The sequence below is a fragment of the Pseudoalteromonas sp. DY56-GL79 genome, assembly GCF_041414765.1.
Classification (GTDB): Bacteria; Pseudomonadota; Gammaproteobacteria; order Enterobacterales; family Alteromonadaceae; genus Pseudoalteromonas; species Pseudoalteromonas piscicida.
Genome location: NZ_JANHZS010000001.1, coordinates 173025 through 188891, shown reverse-complemented (window position 1 = coordinate 188891; position 15867 = coordinate 173025). Strand labels below are relative to the sequence as shown.

Genomic DNA, 15867 nt, shown 5'->3' with positions numbered 1-15867 from the left:
AGAGAAGAAATAATGCCTAATTATGCGAATCGTTATATTAGTACCCTCACTCGAGAAACATATGCTTTAATACTTGCGGGTGGAAGAGGTTCGCGCCTTCACGAGCTCACCAATTGGCGAGCGAAACCTGCTGTTTATTTTGGCGGCAAACATCGAATTATCGATTTTCCACTGTCTAACTGCATTAACTCAGGGATCCGTCGGGTTGGCATTGCCACGCAGTATAAGTCGCACTCTCTTATTCGCCATGTTAATCGCGCATGGGGACACTTTAAAAAGGAGCTGGGAGAATCTGTAGAGATATTGCCAGCATCACAGCGATATGGTGATGAGTGGTACTGCGGCACAGCAGATGCAGTTTTCCAGAATATGGATATTATTCGTCATGAGCTTCCCAAATACGTTATGATCTTATCGGGTGACCATGTCTACAGAATGGATTACGGTGGCTTACTTGCAAAGCACGTTGAGACAGGTGCAGATATGACCGTATGTTGTATTGAAGTGCCCTGTGAAGAGGCGGCAAAAACGTTTGGTGTCATGACTGTAGATGAAAGCAACCGGGTGCGTCGTTTTGATGAAAAGCCGGTAGATCCGACGTCAATCCCTGGAAAGCCAGGTGTATGTTTGGCTTCTATGGGTAACTATGTGTTTAACACTGAGTTTTTATTCGAGCAGTTAAAAAAGGATGCGGAACGAGAAGGGTCGGGTCGTGACTTTGGTCATGATATTATCCCATCCATCATAGAAGAGCATAATGTGTATGCGTATCCATTTTGCGACCCATCACATGAAGGGCAGCCATATTGGCGAGATGTAGGGACGCTAGATTCATTCTGGGAAGCGAATATGGAGTTGGTTTCTCCTGAACCACAACTTGATCTCTATGATCCTCATTGGCCAATTTGGACTTATCAGGAACAGTTACCACCAGCTAAATTTATATTTGATGATGATGATAGACGCGGTATGGCCGTAGACTCAACGGTTTCTGGTGGCTGTATTATTTCTGGCTCTAAGGTTAAGCGTTCATTGCTGTTTTCCAATGTGCATGTTCACTCGTATTGTGAAATTGAAGGAGCCGTTGTGTTGCCGGGTGCCAAAATCGGGCGTAACTGCAAAATCAAAAACGCAATCATTGACCGCAGTTGTCAAATACCAGAGGGGATGACCATTGGTTACGATACTGACTTAGACAAAGAGAATGGCTTTAGAGTGTCGAATAAGGGGATCGTATTGGTGACCCGAGATATGCTCGCAGAGCTTGCGGAAAAAAATAATAAATGATCCATGTAGAGGTACTATGCATGTAACTTTAGTGGCAGCCGAAAACGATCGGTTGCCAAATTGTAAGGTGGGGGGCGTCGCAGATGTAATACGCGACGTGCCTTACGCATTGGCGCAGTTTGGTATTAAAGTATCGGTGGTCACACCTGATTATGGGCAAGCTGCTTTAAATCGAAACTTAGTCGCTGATATTGCCGTCCCTTTTCGTCAACATTTAGAAACGGCGACGCTTTGGTCTGTTGAAGAAAGTGACAATGTCACTCAATATGTCATTTCACACTCATTGTTTAGTGAGCATCACGGCGCTATTTACTGTAATGATCCCCACCAGCCTTTTGCGACAGATGCAAATCGATTTGCGTTTTTTAGTGCGGCAGTTGCTGAACTTATAGAACATGAGTTGATAGCAGAGGTAGATGTTGTACACCTACATGACTGGCATGCAGCTGTTGTTGCTGTACTTCGTCAGTTTAGTCCTAGATTCAAACGCTTAAAGACGCTAAAGACGGTTTATACTGTGCATAACCTTGCGCTTCAAGGGATCCGGCCTTTTAATCATGACTTTTCCAGCCTTGAGTCTTGGTTTCCGACACTCACCTATGATGGGCTCAGTATTTGCGATCCTAAATATCCTCACTGCTTTAATCCAATGCGAGCGGCTATTAATCTGTCAGACAAAGTGCATGTTGTTTCTCCTAATTACGCCAAAGAAGTGATGATCCCAAGCCACCCTGAGCTTGGTTTTTTTGGTGGCGAAGGGTTAGAAAGCGACATGCAGCATGCGTCTCATGAAGGACGGTTAGCAGGTATTTTAAACGGTTGTGTGTATGATGAGTCAGGTGACGAAGAGAATCTAACTTTTGCTGACTATTTGGCGCTTGCTGAGCAGCATGTGTTTCAATGGATGGCGAAATCTAGCCAAGTATTATCTCGGTTTTACATTGCTCATCAACGCCTACTCGCTTGGCGCGGTGAAGCCTTTAGTGGCAAGCTAATTACAAGTGTTGGCCGTCTCACCGATCAAAAAGCACTTATTTTAAGACAGCCTACCCAATCAGGCATTGTGCTCGATGACATCGCAAAAATAGCCAAGCACCAAGGAGCACGTATTGTGATTGTTGGCTCTGGTGATCCAAGTCTTGAGCAGCTATTTACCGAAGTAATGGCACGCCATAACAATGTCTTGTTTTTAAATGGTTATGGTAAAGCACTCGGCGAACAACTGTACCCGTTAGGTGATTTGTTTTTAATGCCAAGCTCCTTTGAGCCTTGTGGTATCAGCCAAATGCTTGCGATGCGCGCTGGACAACCTTGTATCGTCCATAAAGTGGGTGGACTATCTGATACAGTAAAACACAATGAAACCGGCTATTGTTTTGAAGGAGAAACACTCGCTGAGCAAGGTAGTCAGCTTATTGCGATTTTTGAATTAGCGCTTGCTGATCTGATGAACGATAGCGAAAAATATCAACAACTCAGGCTGCAAGCTCGTATGCAGCGCTTTGACTGGTCCGATGTTGCACAAAAATACTGCGAACAATTATATAGATAGCGAAAATGTAGATAAAAAATTTTCTCATCTGTGTTAAGTATTTAGCAATTGGCTCAGTTGCTAAACAAAAAACTAGGTCAAAGGTATCAAAAGATAGCTTTGGCCTTTCTTTTTTATCATTTTGCATTATCTTTTAAGCTATTATTTTGATTCTTAATAGCTTAGGTTGATTTTCTTTATCATCATAAAGGGTTAAAATCTAAAAATTGCTAAACCAAAAGTGTGATTGTTCACTTTAGGTACGAAGGAGTTTTTGTTTGAAGGTTTTTGTGGCCCGCCAAGCCATATTTAATCGTAAAAAACAAGTTGTTGCATACGAATTGTTGTTTCGCGATGGTGTAAAAAATAGCTTTCCAAATATTGCAGATGATGCAGCGACAGCCAAGCTGATAATGAATAATCAACTTAACCTCGGCATGCGATATCTCACTTCGGGAAAGAAAGCGCTAATTAATATTGGTCCAGACTCGTTACGTCAGGAGCTGTGTGAGTTTCTCCCAGCAAACGATGTGATTTTGGAACTATTGGAGACTATTCCGCCAACAAAACAAAATTATGAACGGATAAGAGGCTTATTTCACAGCAACTTTAGACTCGCGTTGGACGATTTTGAGTACTCAAAAGAATGGGAACCTTTCTTAAAGCTCGTAAGGCTGATCAAGTTCGACGTCATGGAACATCCGCTGGACACCATAGTGCCAGTGATTGATATGATCAAAGAGCGAAAGAACATCAAACTACTTGCGGAAAAAGTCGAAACCGAAGAAGAATTCGAGCAAGCTAAAAAGATGGGATTTCAGTTCTTTCAGGGCTATTTCTTTGCAAAACCAAAGATGATTGAGCAAAAAGACATTACTATCAATTATGTGATTGTCATGCTTATTTATGAAGAAGCACTTAAACCGAATATGAGTATTACACGATTAGCCGAGTTGTTTGCTCAAGACACTGCGCTTGCGTACAAACTGCTACGGCTAATTAATTCCGGCGTATTTCCAATCAAAAGTCGTATCGAATCTTTAAAGCAAGCCTTGGTATATTTAGGGAACGAGCGTGTAAAAAAGTTTGTAAACTTAATTATGACAGCCCACGTAGCCGAGGGAAAGCCAACAGAATTAACACGTCTTTCTATTGTTCGTTCTCGGTTTTGTGAGCTTATCGCGCAGCAAATTTCGCCAGGACTTGCCAATATGAGTTTTATGACAGGGTTATTTTCTCTGCTTGATGCCATTCTTGACAGGCCAATGGAGCAGGTTGTAAACAAGCTACCTTTTCCTGAGCAGCTTCATGATGCTTTGATAGGTAAACCCAACACGCTATATTATATTTTAAATATCGTTAGAGCCTATGAGTCTGGAAGCTGGTGGACTCTGCAGGATGCGTGCAGTTATCTAAACTACAAAGACGAAAACCTTCCTGATTTTCATGCTGCTGCGATAAACTGGGCTGATATGTATAAAAACCGTGTGTATTGATGAATAGAATTATTGCGATGGATGCGATCCGCGGGTTCGCGCTGCTTGGCTTGCTTTCCATGAATATGGTACATATGGCCAATTTTGAGTTGGGCTATGTACCAGCCCAAACAGCCCACTATCTTGATCCGTTCTTCGCAATGGTTAATAGTATTTTCTTTGATGGTCGATTCAGAACCTTATTTGCAATGTTATTTGGAGCGGCATTATGCATTCAGGTAGCAAAGAAGGATGATCAGAGCCTTGCAAGACATCGACTAACATGGCTAATGGTCTTTGGCGTGTTACACGGCGTGTTGATTTGGCCTGGAGATATTTTATTTAATTATGCGTTGAGTGGATTTGTCGCGCTGCGGTTTATTAATGCAAGTGACAAAAAGTTAAGTCGCTATGCAATAGGGTTCATTTTAGCCCCTTCTATTGTTATTAGCCTATTGCTGTTAATTGATCCAGAACCACAAATAAATAGAACTTCAGAAGTCTACCTTGAGTTTTTGCAGCAAATTCCAGCAAACTACCTAGAACTGCTCACCCTTAATGGCCTTTACTTTATCATTATCAGTTTACTTATCCCGGTTATTACTTTGTGGTATACCGCTGGGTTAATGCTACTCGGTATGCGTTTATATCGAAGTGGAATGTTTGATTTAGAGCGTACTGAACCTGTTCATAAAATTAACTTGTTTGCCGTGATAGCCATTATTTTATCATTTGTTGGTTTTGTTCTTGAACGTAAGCTAGGCGTCGAGTTTTTTGAAGGAATAGATTGGATCCTTGCAGTACCTGTTGCGTTGTTTTATGTCGTCGTAATTAAGGCGGCAATGCGAGGTGCAAAACATCACCTTTGGAGTCTCCAATGTGTTGGGCGTCTAGCGCTTTCGTTTTATCTTCTCCAGTCAATTGTGTTTGTAAGCTATTTTTACTTTATAAACCCGAGCGCTATCAGCACTTGGGAGCGGGTGGATTATTTCACGGCATTTGCAATTGCGTCTATAATTCAATTAGCCCTTGCGGTGGTATATTGTAAGCTGTTTAAGCAAGGTCCATTTGAGAAGTTATTGAAGGTACTAGTGCTACGAAGAGCCCGCTATGATTAAAAAAGTACTAATTGGGTTAGTGCTATGGATGGTGTGTTTTAGTGTTGATGCTAAACAGTCTTTAAATGTCTTGTTTGTTAATCCTTCTGTGCCTGGTGAACCATTTTGGCAGCGCGTTCAAGGCATTACAGAAGCGGCTGCGGATCAATTCGATATTAGACTAGATGTGATTTATGGAGAAGGAAACCGAATTATACAGCTCGCTGAGCTTAAAAAATATTTGAGTTATCGTGCTACTCCCGATTACGTCATCCTCATTAATTATCCCGGTGGTGCCGAAGAAAGCCTAAAGCTTTTAGAAAAATATGGGATCAATCATATTACTTTAGAAGAAACGATTTCTGGCCCTGAAAGGCTCGCAATAGGTAATCCAAAAGAACACTATAAGTATTGGCTTGGGGAAGTGCATCATGATAATGACCAAGCTGGTTATGATCTGGCAAAGAAACTATACCAACAGGCTAAAACTAACGGTCATGAGACAATTTACCCTATTGCTATCAATGGTCACTATGGCACAGAGTCAGATATTAGAAGCAACGGTGCAAAGCGCTTTTTTGATGAAGTTGGCGTGGTGGTTCAGCAAACCGTTTATGCCGGGTGGTCAAAAGAACAAGCCTTTGATAAGACTAAGAAATTGTTGCACCGCTATCCAGAAACAAACCTGATTTGGTGTGCGTCAGATTTGATGGCGATGGGAGCTATCACCGCAGCTGCATCAAGCACTTCACAAATAGTGTTTGGTGGGTTTGATTGGTTGTCGGATACTTTTGACCTTATTGAACATAATGAGATGCAAGCATCCGTTGGCGGGCACTTTATGATGGGAGCTTGGGCGTTGATTTCGGTGTACGATCATTATTATGGGCATCCCTTTTGGAAAGACAACACAGAGCTTGCGTTTGACTTAAGTGTGATCACCAAGGAAAATCTAGCGGACTATTACTGGATAAAGTCAGCGAAAAACTGGCAATCTATTGATTACAAGGCAATGAGCCTTAGAGGAAAACCTAAAGAGCAGTATCATTTTTCTCCTGAGCTATTAAGAAAAAGTTTGCAAAAGTAGAAATGCAGTAGTGTAAAGCGGTTGAAGCGATTACAATACGGGTTTTTACTCAAAGTGGTTGTATCGTGACAGAGCAAAAGCGCCTCAATAAATACATCAGTGAAACTGGATTCTGCAGTCGTCGAGAAGCTGATGACTTAATCGCCTCAGGCCGTGTCAAAGTAAATGGAATTCTACCAGAAATGGGCACCAAAGTGTCTGATGCTGACACTATCATTATTGATGGTAAGCCTCTGAAAGCAAAGCCAAAGGCTGTATTTATTGCTTATAATAAACCTGTTGGTGTAACTTGTACCACCGAGCGTAAAATCAGAAGTAATATTGTCAGTGCAATTAACTATCCTGAGCGTATTTTCCCAATTGGTCGCTTAGACCGTCCATCCGAAGGATTAATTTTCTTGACCAACCAAGGCGATATGGTCAATAAAATCCTTCGCGCCGGCAATAACCATGAAAAAGAGTATGAGGTTGTGGTCGATAGGCCCATTGATGAGCGCTTTGTAAAACGTATGTCCTCAGGTGTTCCAATCCTTGGCACTGTCACAAAGCCTTGTAAAGTTCGTAAAACCGGGGCTAAGTCATTTACCATTGTGTTGACCCAAGGCTTAAATCGTCAAATTCGCAGAATGTGTGAATATCTAGGATTTGAAGTAACACACCTTAAACGTATTCGGATAATGAATATCGATCTAACTGGCCTTAGCTCTGGTAAGTGGCGTCACCTTAACGAAAACGAAATGCGAGCGATTAATCACGCCACAGAGTCATCGAGTAAAACGCAAGAGGCATCAGCGGGTGCTGGTGCGGGAAAACAGCATGATAAGCCTAGAAGTGAAGTTAGTGAGGTCGGTCGTCCAAAGCAAGATAGGCGAGCGCATAACAGCAAAGATAGAACAACTGAACTCGACAAACAAAATAGCGTTAAGCCTAAGCCAAAAACGCGAAATGGTGAACAAAATCACAGTCACAACAAACGTAAGTCAAGCCCAAAGCACAATACTAAGCCTGCAAAAAGGGTCAAAGGTACTTTGTCCTTAAATAAGAATAAGTGACCTGAAGTTCGGATAATTAAGCAAAGAGTAGGGCAATGTAAAGCCCCTTGACAGCTTAATTAGAATGGGTAAAACGAAATAAATAAGGGCTATAGAAATAGCCCTTATTACATTTACTCAAACTGTTACTTTTCATCATCAGGTAGAGTAACGTTCAATTCTAATACTGCTAAATCATCCTCGTTTTGTTCAAACTGGACGTTGACGGCATCCGAATCTACTTTTACGTATTTGCGAATAACATCGAGGATGTCTTGCTTAAGTTGTGGTAAGTAGTCAGGTGTACCACGCTTTGAGCGTTCGTGCGCAACGATGATTTGCAGTCGCTCTTTCGCTAATGATGCGCTATTTTTTTTCTCAGAACGAAAATAATCTAGTAATGACACTTTACCCTCCAAAGATCCGTTTGAAGATACCTTTCTTCTCAACTTGCAAGAAACGGAAATCAACGACTTCACCTAATAAGCGGTTAATTGCATCGCTATACGCTTGGCCTGCATCAGACTCTTGGTCTAAGATAACCGGTTGACCTGAGTTCGACGCATTAAGTACTGCTTTTGATTCAGGTATTACACCTAGTAAGTCGATCGCTAGAATTTCTTTAACATCGTCTACCGACAACATTTCACCGCTATCGACACGCTCTGGGTTATAACGTGTAAGCAATAGGTGTTCCTTAACCGGCTCTAGGCCCATTTCAGCGCGCTTCGACTTGCTTTGTAGAATACCTAAAATGCGGTCTGAGTCACGAACGGATGAAACTTCAGGGTTAGTTGCTACCACGGCTTCATCAGCGAAGTACAATGCCATCATTGCGCCTGCTTCAATACCCGCTGGTGAGTCGCAAATAATGAAATCAAATTCTTCTTTCATCTCATTTAGCACACGCTCAACCCCTTCTCGAGTGAGGGCGTCTTTATCACGAGTCTGAGAAGCTGGAAGAATATAAAGTTTTTCAACGCGCTTATCTTTAATCAATGCTTGATTTAAATTTGCTTCACCGTTGATAACGTTGACAAAATCATAAACAACGCGACGCTCGCATCCCATGATTAAGTCGAGGTTTCTAAGACCAATATCAAAATCGACAATGGCTGTTTTATAACCCTTTAGCGCTAAGCCAGTACCAATTGCTGCACTTGACGTTGTCTTACCAACACCGCCTTTACCTGAAGTTACGACAATAATTTTTGCCATCTGATTTATCCTTTGACCAAAGCTGTAATTTTTAATGATTCGTCTTGTTGTGTTATTTGAGCAGCTTGACCCCAGTGTTCACCTTGCAGCGAATCACTGATCCAATAACTCCCGTTTATAGACACTAGCTCAGCTTCTAAGCGCTGACAGAATATACTCGTGTCCTCTTGGCCTTGCGCACCTGCGATTGCACGACCACGTAAAGTACCGTAAATGTGCACGTTACCATCGGCGATAACTTCTGCACCATGACTTACAGCACCTAGCACGATCAGATCACGGTCTTTAGCATAAATTTGCTGACCACTACGTACCGTTCCGTTCACAATTTGAGCAGGAAGATAAACTTGTTTTTCTACTACTTCAGCTGCTTGAGATTGTGATGGGGTACTCGGTTGCACATCCCTTGAATAGTTTAGTACAGAAAACCCGGCTTCTTTGGCTAAGTCGTGCTGACTTTGAGTACCGCTACACACACCCACTGGATTGAGCTGTAAATCGACCAATGTTTGCTTTAACTCTTTGAATTCTACAGTTTGCTCCTGAACATCAGCTAAATTAACTACAATTGGTGCACCTTGAAAAAATTTAGGCGCTTGCGAAATTTTGCTATCAAGATCTTGCCTTAACTTGGTCAGATCTAAAGAAAACAACTGCAGCACAGAGAGTGTAAATAGATTTCCTTTTAGTTCGAATGTTTGATTTGCCATATGTACTCAAATTTCTGTTACAACCGCCGCTAAAGCCTTATCTAGCTGACTTTAGCGCGTAGTAAAACTTTCCACAACTTACTAATAGCATGGTATAGTGACCGCCCATGATTAGCAAGAATTTATAGGCTTATAATGCTCACTGCCATATACAAAAGTCCAAAAAAAGCGGATACCTATCTTTTTGTAACTAAAAGAGATGATTTTTCCAATGTCCCTGCACCGTTAATGGAAACTTTCGGCACTCCTATCTATGTCATGATTATTGACCTTGCGAGAAGAACAAAATTGGGAATTGCTGATCTTGAAACGGTTAAGCAAAAATTAACTGACGATGGGTTTTACTTGCAACTTCCACCGCATACAGAAAGCTTGCTCGATGAATTTAGAAAGCAAAACGGAGTAACAGATTCGTGATAAAAAAAATTTCCCTACTAGTGGCCTCAGTTTGCTTGTCCACATCAGTCTTTGCTAACACTCAAGCGAAGTTTGATGAATACCTCAAAAACTTAAAACAAGAAGCGATTGACAAGGGCTATACACAACAATTAGTTGATGAGGCTTTTGCAACAGCAGTATTTAAGGAAAAGGTGATTAAGGCTGATAAGTCCCAGCCAGAAATTGTCGAAACACTAGAAACTTATTTACCCAAGCGCGTCCCTGAATGGAAAATCCAACAGGCCCGCAAACTCTACAAAGAACACCAAGAATCTTTAGAAAAAATAGCAAAAGAATATGGCGTACAGGCACGGTTTATTGTTGCCCTGTGGGGCCTTGAAAGTAACTTTGGTCGTATTCAAGGCGGCTATCCAGTCATTAGTGCGTTAGTGACGCTTGCTTTTGATGGTCGTCGAGAAGCTTTGTATAAAAGACAGTTGTGGGCTGCGCTGGATATTTTAAGAGATGGTCACATCGGTCTGGATGATTTCAAAGGATCGTGGGCAGGAGCAATGGGTCAAACTCAGTTTATGCCAACTTCATTTACGTCTTATGCTGTCGATTATAATAAAGATGGTCGTAAGGACATTTGGACGACACAAGAAGATGCTTTTGCGTCAATAGCCAATTACCTGAAAAGTGTGGGCTGGAACGACGATCTCACTTGGGGTCGCCAAGTTAAGCTACCTGAAGGTTTTGACAATAGCTACATTTTAAAGCGTGGTACTAAAACGCACAGCGAATGGTTAAAAGAGTGGAGTAAATCAGAGCGTTCATTGCAGGAGTGGCAAGCGCTTGGTCTTCGTAGGATGGATGGCACTGACTTGCCAAAAGTGAATATCACAGCCGCTTTAGTGATGCCAGATGACGCCAATGGCCGTATGTATCTAGCTTATGATAATTACAAGGCTTTGATGAATTGGAATAGGTCTTATTATTTTGCTTCGAGCGTTGGGTATTTATCTGACAGAATAGGTTATCCAAAGATTTAGCCGCGAAAGTCTGACTTAGCCCGTTCTAGCAACGGGCTTTTTTATGCCTATTTATTAAAGGATATAGCTTGCTACGCCGCCATTAAATTTGCAGTAAACAAAAAAGACATATAGCAGAGGCGAGTATTATTCTTAATGCAATAAAAAAGGCAGCGTCCAACTCGCTGCCTTTTGGTTGGGCTAATGTATGCAAGTGTCAATAGTAGGACAAAGGTTGAACCTTGCCCCAAAAGACTCGGTACGAAAATAGCGTATATGCAATTAAGGTCGGCACCACAATGACTACGCCATATAATAAGAAAGTAAGAGCTGATGCGTCAGCGACCGCTTCGAAGATGGTTAGCTTGCCTGGCACTACGAATGGGTAAAAGCTATAAACTAAGCCGAAGAAGCAAAGCACAAAGATAAATGCTGAAATCAGGAACGGTAACCAAGCACCATTATCCGGCGACTTTGGTAGTTTCTGTAACACAAGTTCTAAAATTACAAAGAGCGACAAGCAAATAATCGGGGCTGGTAATACGACTAAGGCCATCGGGAGGTCAAACCAACGCTCATAGATCCACTCATTAATCGCTGGGTTGATGATAGAAACGAGCAACACCCCAACAAAGGCTACTCTCGCAAATTTTTTGCACCAGCTAATCGCATCTTGCTGCAATTGCCCTTCACACTTCATAATTAGCCATGCTGAACCAATCAAGCCATACGCGCAGACAACGCCAATTCCACTAAAGACCGCAAATGCATGGGCAAGAGGGGTATTTTCAAAGCCTATGACATAAAGCCCCAGCATATACCCTTGCGCAAACGAGGTGAGTAGCGACCCAAATTTAAATACTTTGTCCCAGCGCCTTTGGCGTTTAACTCTCGCTTTTGCTCTGAAATCAAAAGCGACACCACGCATAATTAAGCCAAAGAGTAAAAACACAACAGGAATGTAGAGTGCCTGCAAGATCATGCTATGGGCTTGAGGAAATGCGATAAATGCGAGGCCTACAGCTAAAACTAACCACGTTTCATTAGCATCCCAAAATGGACCGATAGAGGCTATCATTGTGTCCGCTGTTTCTTTATCGTCCAGCGGGATCATCATGCCAACGCCAAGGTCGTAACCATCTAATATTGCATAAACAAGCACTGCGAGTGCCATTAAACCTGCATAGATGAGAGATAGATATTCCGGATTAAACACGAGTCACCTCCTCAGCAAATTCCTTCATGTCGTATTCTTCCACTTCTACAGACTTGCTAGCAGTGTGGAACAAAGTGCGAATATAAGCGTACAGTAAGATTGCGTATATCGTCAGATAGCCAATGAGTGTAAATAAGACGTTTTCTGAGGCAATTGTTGTGACTGCATCTTCAACTCTTAAGATACCACTGACGATATAAGGTTGGCGGCCAATTTCTGTGACATACCAGCCTGCGAGGGTAGCCACCCAGCCTGAGAAAGTCATCGCAACAAGCGTTTTCAGTTGCCACTTTGGTAACTCGCCTTTTTTCCATAATGTAAAACGAGTGACAAACGTGACTAAGATCATCAGCATACCCATCCCAACCATGATTCTAAAGCCGAAAAAGACGGGCTTAACAGGTGGGTGTTCACCTTCAAATTCATTAAGCCCTTTAATTTCACCGTTAACGTCGTGGGTAAGAATAAAACTTGCCATATTAGGAATACCAAGCGCGAAGTCGTTACGTTTTTCTTCCTCATTCGGAATTGCGAATAGTAATAGTGGTGCACCTTTCTCTGTTTCCCAAACCCCCTCCATTGCCGCAATTTTTTGCGGTTGATGCTTTAGCGTATTTAGGCCGTGTAAATCGCCGACAAAAGCCTGTAATGGGGTAAGCAGAGCCGCAACTGTTAACGCAACGGTTAGCGCCTTTTTGGGGGCATGTTTTTCGTCGTTTTTCAGCATCCGATACGCACTGACACCAGCGATCAAAAATGAAGCCGTCAGGGCACTAGCTAGTAGCATATGGAAGAAGCGATAACCGAATGAAGGATTGAAAATAACTTCAAACCAGTCCGTGGGATATACGATACCGTCTCTAAGTTCAAAGCCCGTCGGGGTTTGCATCCAACTATTCAAAGACAGGATCCAAAATGCGGAAAGCGTTGTACCTATGGCGACGATAAAGGTGGCTAAAGTATGTATTTTAGGTGGTACGCGCTTCATGCCAAACAACATGATCCCTAAAAATGTTGCTTCCATAAAAAATGCGGTCAATACTTCATAACCGAGCAAGGGACCTGCAATATTGCCGACTTTCTCCATAAAGCCGGGCCAGTTTGTACCAAACTGAAACGACATAGTAATGCCGCTTACGACACCAAGTGCAAAGGTCAATGCAAAAATTTTGACCCAAAAGCGATAAGCTCTTAACCAAACCGGGTGTTCGGTTAGGTCATACTTGAGTTTAAAAAACGCCAGAAACCAAGCTAACGCGATGGTTATCGTGGGAAAGAGAATATGAAAACTAATATTTGCTGCGAATTGTATTCGCGACAACAACAACGTATCAAGCATGACGCACCTCGCACTTTAAGACTTACGTAATAATTTATCCTTTAAATCTATTACTTTACTCACAGAAGAACCGAGCTTCATCAACGATTGCAATTGCTCTGGTGATAGGCGTTGAAGTTCCGCTGACCACTTAGTGACGGTTTCAAGTAGGTCATGAATGGATTGCATTTGCTGCTGTGCATACACTTCTTCAGGTGAGTTGGCGCTATCTAGGATTTGGTCACGAAGTAGAGTGAGTGTTGGGTCGATTTCCCTTTTTCTTCTCTCTTCAAATACGCGGTTAGCGAGATCCCAAATAGAGCCGTTTGGAGAGTAGTATTCTTTACGGTCGCCGGGAATATGATGCACCTTAACTAGTTGCCAAGATTGCAATTCTTTTATTCCCATACTCACGTTACCGCGTGAAATTTTTAACGCATCGGCGATTTCGTTCGCTGTTAATGGTTTTTCATTAATAACCAACAAACCAACCATTTGTCCTATAGTTCTGTTGAACCCCCAACGGCTTCCCATTTCGCCGCAATGAAGTACAAAATTTTCTATTTTTGGTGATAAGTTCATTGTTCTAAACTTTCAGTAATTATTGAAACTTTAATATAAAGGTCACTTTGACTTAGATCAAGCATTAATTAAGCTCAACTACAACATAGTGAAAGTTAACCTTCCCCGAATATCTATAATTGCCATCCACTGACCGCAAATCAATATAAATTTCAAATCATTGTGATTTAATGCGGCCGCAATCACACGGATTATGCTGCACAGCCTCCTACTTTTGCAGCGGTACTCACATGACACGGGAATTTATACATGTTAAGAATCCTCCTTTTCACCTTATCTATCTTTAGTTGCACTGCTTTTGCTGAGCGCGCGACAACCATATTGATCTCCATTGATGGGTTTAGATGGGATTACATTGAAAAACACGATGCAAAGAATATTGCAAATCTTGCGAAGCAGGGCGTCCGCGCGACTAAGCTATGGCCTCAATATCCGACTAAGACATTTCCGAATCACTTATCTATTGTTACGGGTTTAAAACCAATCAATCATGGCATTGTCGATAATTACTTTTGTGATAAGAAGCGTGAAGAGTGTTATAAGATGGGAATGGGTAAAGTGGATAGCTCGTGGATAAGTGGTATTCCGTTATGGAATCTTGTAAAAATGCACGGGTATAAGTCTGCCGCGTATTTCTGGCCTGAATCAGACGCTAGAATCAATGGTATGACGCCTGACTATTACTATCACTATTCAAAACAAGCTGATTATAAGAACCGTCTAAATGAAATACACAACTGGCTAAAATTACCAAAAAGCGAAAAACCATTGTTTGTCGCCAGCTACTTTTCTCTAGTGGATACCATGGGTCATGAATACGGACCAGATCATGAAAAAACGAGAGAAGCAGTACAATTTGTTGATGGCTTAATTGGAGATTTTGTCGCTGTTTTGAAAAGGGACAAAATTAAAGTGAACTTAGTACTCGTTTCTGACCACGGTATGGCAAGCGTAGAGCCAAGCAAAGCCGTGATCCTCGAAGAGCTAGATATACCTGAAGATTGGACGATAAAAAATAGCGGAACGAGGGTGTCACTTTATGCGTTAGGTGATAAAGTCCTTGAAACAGAGACGCTTATACAGCAGTTACGTAAAAAAGCGAATGGTCGTTATAAAGTATTAAATCGTGAGCGAAAACTGCAATTAAATGGCGGTGAGTCTTCTCGTATCGGTGACATTATCCTGCAAGCAAAAGCGCCTATTGTCTTTATGCAAAAAGGCAAGCAAGGCTATTATGGTACGCATGGGTATGAGGTGACACCTGATATGGCCGCATTTTTTGTCGCAAGTGGCCCTGCCTTTAAATCGGGTGTAACGATAGAACAAGCTAGCAATTTAGAAGTTTACCCAACACTTACACACATTATGGGGCTTAAACCACTTAATGAGCTTGATAGTAGGGGGGAAAACCTATTAAAGCTGGTTAGGCAGTAAAACAAACTATTTATGATGTTCAGGGCTAATGCGTAACTTAGCTCTGAACTAGGTGAGTAGAGTAAGTTACTTTTTATTGGAAGATTTCATCAACCGTTTTGCTAAAGCAAATACAATATAGACAAGAACCAAGGAATTAAGGACAAGCAATGCATCTTTATCAGATACGAACATCCATATCGCCGCAAGCGCAAGGCAAGCAAGTGTAAAGTGGCCAACTAGTGGATTGGTAGTCTTTTTCTTCATTAAGAACTTCGCTGTATTTATGTTCAGATTATTTTACACCTGATAGCTGAGACAATACCAATAATCCGTTCAAAAAACTAAATATTTTTAACCATGTGGTTATAATACGGGCACACAGAATGTGGACGTTCTTATTCGTTATTGGTCTGACCAGAAGTTTGATATAGATTAACTGTTTCATTCAAACGAATAGCTAAAATGTCATGGAAGTACATTAAAGAGAATT

Annotated in this window: 16 protein-coding genes; 9 read left to right on the top strand and 7 right to left on the bottom strand. The window is 41.8% G+C overall.

Annotation, left to right across the window (positions count from 1 at the left end; all coding sequences use genetic code 11):
• Positions 1-12: 12 nt before the first annotated feature.
• From glgC to rluF, 6 genes are all read left to right on the top strand, one after another.
• Positions 13-1287, top strand: a complete 1275-nt coding sequence (glgC, locus tag NO992_RS00720) for a glucose-1-phosphate adenylyltransferase (RefSeq protein WP_010372983.1) — start codon at positions 13-15, stop codon at positions 1285-1287.
• A 16-nt stretch (positions 1288-1303) separates the two neighbouring features.
• A complete protein-coding gene (locus NO992_RS00715; RefSeq protein WP_371373485.1) occupies positions 1304-2839 on the top strand; it encodes a glycogen synthase in 1536 nt (511 codons plus the stop codon).
• A 257-nt stretch (positions 2840-3096) separates the two neighbouring features.
• Positions 3097-4314, top strand: coding sequence for an EAL and HDOD domain-containing protein (locus NO992_RS00710; RefSeq protein WP_010372977.1), 1218 nt, complete (start codon positions 3097-3099; stop codon positions 4312-4314).
• On the top strand, positions 4314-5411 hold the full coding sequence (locus tag NO992_RS00705) for a DUF418 domain-containing protein (protein ID WP_248694138.1): 1098 nt from the start codon (positions 4314-4316) through the stop codon (positions 5409-5411). Before NO992_RS00710 ends, NO992_RS00705 begins: the two co-directional genes overlap by 1 nt.
• A complete protein-coding gene (locus NO992_RS00700) occupies positions 5404-6477 on the top strand; it encodes an ABC transporter substrate-binding protein (protein WP_010372970.1) in 1074 nt (357 codons plus the stop codon). The genes NO992_RS00705 and NO992_RS00700 overlap by 8 nt, the downstream gene beginning before the upstream one ends.
• Before the next feature lie 65 nt (positions 6478-6542).
• Positions 6543-7529, top strand: a complete 987-nt coding sequence (gene rluF, locus NO992_RS00695) for a 23S rRNA pseudouridine(2604) synthase RluF (protein ID WP_017216772.1) — start codon at positions 6543-6545, stop codon at positions 7527-7529.
• A gap of 125 nt (positions 7530-7654) precedes the next feature.
• On the opposite strand, the gene minE is transcribed toward rluF, so the two are convergent.
• The 3 genes from minE to minC are packed head-to-tail and all read right to left on the bottom strand — an operon-like array spanning position 7655 to position 9436.
• A complete protein-coding gene (minE, locus tag NO992_RS00690; RefSeq protein ID WP_010372964.1) occupies positions 7655-7915 on the bottom strand; it encodes a cell division topological specificity factor MinE in 261 nt (86 codons plus the stop codon).
• A 1-nt stretch (position 7916) separates the two neighbouring features.
• Positions 7917-8726: a septum site-determining protein MinD gene (gene minD, locus NO992_RS00685; protein ID WP_010372960.1), complete on the bottom strand. Its 810-nt coding sequence runs from the start codon at positions 8724-8726 to the stop codon at positions 7917-7919.
• A 5-nt stretch (positions 8727-8731) separates the two neighbouring features.
• Positions 8732-9436, bottom strand: coding sequence for a septum site-determining protein MinC (gene minC / locus NO992_RS00680; RefSeq protein WP_010372958.1), 705 nt, complete (start codon positions 9434-9436; stop codon positions 8732-8734).
• 135 nt (positions 9437-9571) lie between these two features.
• Between minC and NO992_RS00675 the strand changes: the two genes are divergently transcribed.
• Positions 9572-9853 carry a YcgL domain-containing protein gene (locus NO992_RS00675; protein WP_010372955.1) on the top strand — a complete coding sequence of 94 codons (282 nt, stop codon included), beginning with the start codon at positions 9572-9574 and terminating at the stop codon, positions 9851-9853.
• Positions 9850-10866: a lytic transglycosylase domain-containing protein gene (locus NO992_RS00670; RefSeq protein ID WP_010605402.1), complete on the top strand. Its 1017-nt coding sequence runs from the start codon at positions 9850-9852 to the stop codon at positions 10864-10866. The genes NO992_RS00675 and NO992_RS00670 overlap by 4 nt, the downstream gene beginning before the upstream one ends.
• A gap of 196 nt (positions 10867-11062) precedes the next feature.
• On the opposite strand, the gene NO992_RS00665 is transcribed toward NO992_RS00670, so the two are convergent.
• From NO992_RS00665 to NO992_RS00655, 3 genes are read right to left on the bottom strand one after another with little or no spacing between them, the layout of a single operon-like run.
• Positions 11063-12061, bottom strand: a complete 999-nt coding sequence (locus tag NO992_RS00665) for a cytochrome d ubiquinol oxidase subunit II (RefSeq protein ID WP_010372949.1) — start codon at positions 12059-12061, stop codon at positions 11063-11065.
• The gene (locus NO992_RS00660) at positions 12054-13400 is read right to left on the bottom strand and encodes a cytochrome ubiquinol oxidase subunit I (RefSeq protein ID WP_010605403.1); all 1347 of its coding nucleotides are present in this window, start codon (positions 13398-13400) and stop codon (positions 12054-12056) included. Before NO992_RS00660 ends, NO992_RS00665 begins: the two co-directional genes overlap by 8 nt.
• Before the next feature lie 15 nt (positions 13401-13415).
• A complete protein-coding gene (locus tag NO992_RS00655; protein ID WP_010605404.1) occupies positions 13416-13961 on the bottom strand; it encodes a GbsR/MarR family transcriptional regulator in 546 nt (181 codons plus the stop codon).
• Between the two features lie 249 nt (positions 13962-14210).
• Here NO992_RS00655 and NO992_RS00650 point away from each other — a divergent pair, with 249 nt between their 5' ends.
• Positions 14211-15395 carry an ectonucleotide pyrophosphatase/phosphodiesterase gene (locus tag NO992_RS00650; protein WP_010605405.1) on the top strand — a complete coding sequence of 395 codons (1185 nt, stop codon included), beginning with the start codon at positions 14211-14213 and terminating at the stop codon, positions 15393-15395.
• 66 nt (positions 15396-15461) lie between these two features.
• Here NO992_RS00650 and NO992_RS00645 read toward each other — a convergent pair whose 3' ends face one another.
• The gene (locus tag NO992_RS00645) at positions 15462-15641 is read right to left on the bottom strand and encodes a hypothetical protein (protein WP_017216777.1); all 180 of its coding nucleotides are present in this window, start codon (positions 15639-15641) and stop codon (positions 15462-15464) included.
• Between the last annotated feature and the right edge of the window lie 226 nt (positions 15642-15867).

What these genes read in the sequence shown, in the direction of transcription:
- glgC (WP_010372983.1), top strand. Translation starts at nt 13, where the DNA reads ATGCCTAATTATGCGAATCGTTATATTAGTACCCTCACTCGAGAAACA.
- NO992_RS00715 (WP_371373485.1), top strand. Translation starts at nt 1,304, where the DNA reads ATGCATGTAACTTTAGTGGCAGCCGAAAACGATCGGTTGCCAAATTGT.
- NO992_RS00705 (WP_248694138.1), top strand. Translation starts at nt 4,314, where the DNA reads ATGAATAGAATTATTGCGATGGATGCGATCCGCGGGTTCGCGCTGCTT.
- NO992_RS00700 (WP_010372970.1), top strand. Translation starts at nt 5,404, where the DNA reads ATGATTAAAAAAGTACTAATTGGGTTAGTGCTATGGATGGTGTGTTTT.
- minD (WP_010372960.1), bottom strand. Translation starts at nt 8,726, where the DNA reads ATGGCAAAAATTATTGTCGTAACTTCAGGTAAAGGCGGTGTTGGTAAG.
- minC (WP_010372958.1), bottom strand. Translation starts at nt 9,436, where the DNA reads ATGGCAAATCAAACATTCGAACTAAAAGGAAATCTATTTACACTCTCT.
- NO992_RS00675 (WP_010372955.1), top strand. Translation starts at nt 9,572, where the DNA reads ATGCTCACTGCCATATACAAAAGTCCAAAAAAAGCGGATACCTATCTT.
- NO992_RS00660 (WP_010605403.1), bottom strand. Translation starts at nt 13,400, where the DNA reads ATGCTTGATACGTTGTTGTTGTCGCGAATACAATTCGCAGCAAATATT.
- NO992_RS00655 (WP_010605404.1), bottom strand. Translation starts at nt 13,961, where the DNA reads ATGAACTTATCACCAAAAATAGAAAATTTTGTACTTCATTGCGGCGAA.
- NO992_RS00650 (WP_010605405.1), top strand. Translation starts at nt 14,211, where the DNA reads ATGTTAAGAATCCTCCTTTTCACCTTATCTATCTTTAGTTGCACTGCT.
- NO992_RS00645 (WP_017216777.1), bottom strand. Translation starts at nt 15,641, where the DNA reads ATGAAGAAAAAGACTACCAATCCACTAGTTGGCCACTTTACACTTGCT.